Annotated in this window: 5 protein-coding genes; all 5 read left to right on the forward strand. The window is 47.6% G+C overall.

From position 1 onward, the window contains the following. Nucleotides 1-180: hypothetical protein (locus DWX61_RS19090; protein WP_207658002.1), on the forward strand; the 180-nt coding region annotated here is incomplete at its 5' end. Between the two features lie 258 nt (nucleotides 181-438). Continuing rightward, nucleotides 439-951 (forward strand): sigma-70 family RNA polymerase sigma factor, encoded by a 513-nt coding sequence (locus DWX61_RS15345; protein WP_000241709.1) that lies wholly within the window; start codon nucleotides 439-441, stop codon nucleotides 949-951. A gap of 94 nt (nucleotides 952-1,045) precedes the next feature. Next, entirely contained in the window at nucleotides 1,046-1,471 is a 426-nt protein-coding gene (locus DWX61_RS15350; protein ID WP_000323895.1) for an RNA polymerase sigma factor, read from the forward strand. An 83-nt stretch (nucleotides 1,472-1,554) separates the two neighbouring features. After that, nucleotides 1,555-1,725 carry a hypothetical protein gene (locus tag DWX61_RS19705; protein WP_000331638.1) on the forward strand — a complete coding sequence of 57 codons (171 nt, stop codon included), beginning with the start codon at nucleotides 1,555-1,557 and terminating at the stop codon, nucleotides 1,723-1,725. A gap of 458 nt (nucleotides 1,726-2,183) precedes the next feature. Further along, a partial coding sequence (locus tag DWX61_RS15360; protein WP_118626257.1) for an AAA family ATPase occupies nucleotides 2,184-3,107 on the forward strand: 924 nt, incomplete at its 3' end.

Here is a 3,107-nt window from a genome sequence, read left to right on the forward strand (position 1 = left end):
TTTGTTTCGTATTTGAAAGAACAAACTCACCAAATAAAAAAAACGATATTCGGGTGGGTTATTTTGTTATACCCTAAATTACCCTCTGAATTTGTTTTTAAATTTGGAGGGATTTTTTTATGTCCTTTTTTCGGGCAGTTATCTATCTGCTCATACGAAGCAAAATTTATCAATACATAGCATATCAGAGAACGGCAGGAAACCAGTTAAAAAAATTTCTGCCAGTGCAACGGTACTTCTCACCTTGAAAGTAGAAGTACAATCTCCATACAATAGAATTACTATTTCCTATAACCGTAAAGGTCACAGAGCCTTTGCGGTTTTTCTTTTGTCGATTTTTGTTGGAAAGTGCCGTAGGGCTGTTTCTGATATGCGGTGTCGTTCTCCGCCTCTCCATCTGGATTTTTTACATTTCAAAAATTCAGATGGGAGGTATTTATGGTGAAATATGCACCAAGAAAGGTATATATCAGAGAAAGTGGCGGCTATGTGGAATTATCCTACACGGAGTTCTGCCGTTGCAGGGAATCCGACCAGACCTATATGGACAAGCTGTTTATCCCCATTCAAGGCTGTCTGCTTGAAGTCGTGAGGGAGCAATACACAGACTTCTACCGTGACAAGGAACGGTGGCGTTATCTGCAAAAATTAGATACAAAGAATAGACTGCTATCTCTCGACGGATTTACGGACAGCGAGGGGAATCCTCTGGACTTTATCACTGATGAAGCGGTGGACATTGCAGAAACCGTTGTCAATGCGGTCATGGTGGACAGGCTGAAAGCCGCCCTGCCTTTGCTGTCGGATAGTGAACAGGAGCTGATACAGGCAATCTTTTTTGACGGACTTTCCGAGCGTGAAGTCGGGGCGAGGTTGGGCATAACCCAGAGCGTTGTAAACAAACGCAAAGCCAGAATCCTAATAAAACTAAGAAAGATAATAGAAAATTAAAATTTAAGGCGTTCAGCCCCCTTGTTTTTTCCTTTGGGAAGATGAGGGGGCTTTTCTCTGCCCTCTCAATCAATTCTGATTGGAGGAAGTAAGAATGGCATACAACCACGGACGGGAGGACAGGAAATGGCGTATCTGGAAAGAAGCGGAGGAAAAGCTGCTGCGTGAGTGCGGCGTTGATGAAGCGACCATTGAGCAGATACGCATGGCGGACAGGGCAGACTTCAATTCCAACAGGCGGTTTTACCGATGGACGAATGACGTTGCGGAATATCTTGAGGACATGGCAGGCAGGGAGCGGCAGGCGGAAGTGGGTACGGTTGCGGAGTTACTGGAAGAGATTGAGAGCGAAAATCTCTATCAAGTATTAGTCACGGTGGACGGGCGTACCTTGAAAATCGTCCTGCTGAAAATGCAGGGGTATTCCACAAAGGAGATTGCCCCGCTTGTGCATTTGACGACTGGTGCCATCTATGCGAGGTTAGACCATCTGCGGAAGAAGCTGCGGAAAATTTTATAGCTTCTAAAACAGCCTGCCATCCTGCGGGCTACTGGGTGAGGGATGGAAATCCCCTCACTCATTTTTTGCAGGAGGACAACAGGATGGCATACAGGGTTAAGGCATACACGCTTCGGGAGGAATCCACGGAAAGCGGCACAAGGTATTTTATCAGCTTTAAGGACGGGCAGGGCAAATCCCACGAGTTGGAAGTGTCGGAACAGTTCTTTATGGAGTTTCGGCAGATGGAGCGCAGGAACAGGAATCTTTTCTAATGGGACGAGCGGCACAGGGAGTTTAACGAGGTATGGGACGAAACCCTTTACAGACGGGCGTTGCGTGTGCCTAAGAGCCTTGATGAACGCATGGTTGAGGAAGAACGGAATGAAACGCTCTATAAGGCGGTTGGGAGCCTTCCAGAGATACAAAGGCGGCGTTTCCTGCTCTACTACGAGTATGAGTTCAATTTTTACCAAATCGCCGCTATGGAGCATTGCACCGCTTCGGCAATACAGAAATCTGTTGCGATTGCAAAGGAGAAAGTAAAGGCGGAAATTGAAGAAATATCTCCAACCGTGACCGACACCGCCCGAAAAAGAAATCTGTTTTTTATTTGTGTGGGATTGGCGGCATTACATACTCTCACTTTTTTCCGTGGGAGTAAATCTATTTTTAAGGAGGTCAACGCCTATGTGCAACGAAAACAAAGACACCGCCCGAAAGGAGGAAAGCCATGCAGAAGTTACAGACAGTCAACGCCGAAACGCTCCTTTATGAACCGCTTGAGAAACCATCCTTTGTGGTGGACAGCCTTATCCCGACAGGCTTATCGCTGTTCTGCGGCTCACAGAAGATAGGCAAAAGCTGGCTCATGCTGAAGCTATGCTTATGCGTGTCGCAGGGAATCCCTTTATGGGATATGCCGACAATGGAGGGCGATGTGCTTTACCTCTGCCTTGAGGACACGTTCTGCCGCATACAGGACAGGTTATTTCGTTTGACGGACGAAGCAAGCGGGCGGCTCCACTTTGCCGTGGCAAGCTGCAAGCTGTCAGACGGTCTTATCGTGCAGCTTGAAGATTATCTGAAAGATTACCCAGACAGCAGGCTCATTGTCATTGATACCTTGCAGAAAGTCCGTACAGCTTCAAAAGACAATGCCTATGCAAGCGACTATGGGGACATCTCCCTCATCAAAGACTTTGCCGACAGGCACTCTCTGGCGGTCATTGTCGTACACCACATCCGAAAGCAGAATGACAGCGACGTGTTCAACAAGGTGTCTGGGACGACAGGATTAACGGGGAGTGCGGACGCTACCTTTGTTCTGGAAAAGGAGAAACGTGCGTCTGACACCGCCAAGCTGTATGTGACGGGCAGGGACACGCCTTATCAGGAATACACGCTGCGTTTCCGTGATTGCCGTTGGGAGCTTGTGGAGCGGAAAACGCAGGAGCAGCTTGCGAAAGAAACGATACCAGATGTCCTTTTTCGGTTGGTGGATTTTATGAGGGATAAGGAAGAATGGATAGGCACGGCAACGGAACTGTTAGCCGCTATGGGGGAAACGGAAACCATACCCACGGTGATTACGAAATGGCTGAATGAATACCGCACCACATTTTTAAGCGAGAACCGTATCTGCTACCAGTACAGC

It is taken from the genome of Ruminococcus sp. AF20-12LB (assembly GCF_003478985.1).
GTDB lineage: Bacteria > Bacillota > Clostridia > Lachnospirales > Lachnospiraceae > Blautia_A.

What these genes read in the sequence shown, in the direction of transcription:
- DWX61_RS15345 (WP_000241709.1), top strand. Translation starts at nt 439, where the DNA reads ATGGTGAAATATGCACCAAGAAAGGTATATATCAGAGAAAGTGGCGGC.
- DWX61_RS15350 (WP_000323895.1), top strand. Translation starts at nt 1,046, where the DNA reads ATGGCATACAACCACGGACGGGAGGACAGGAAATGGCGTATCTGGAAA.
- DWX61_RS19705 (WP_000331638.1), top strand. Translation starts at nt 1,555, where the DNA reads ATGGCATACAGGGTTAAGGCATACACGCTTCGGGAGGAATCCACGGAA.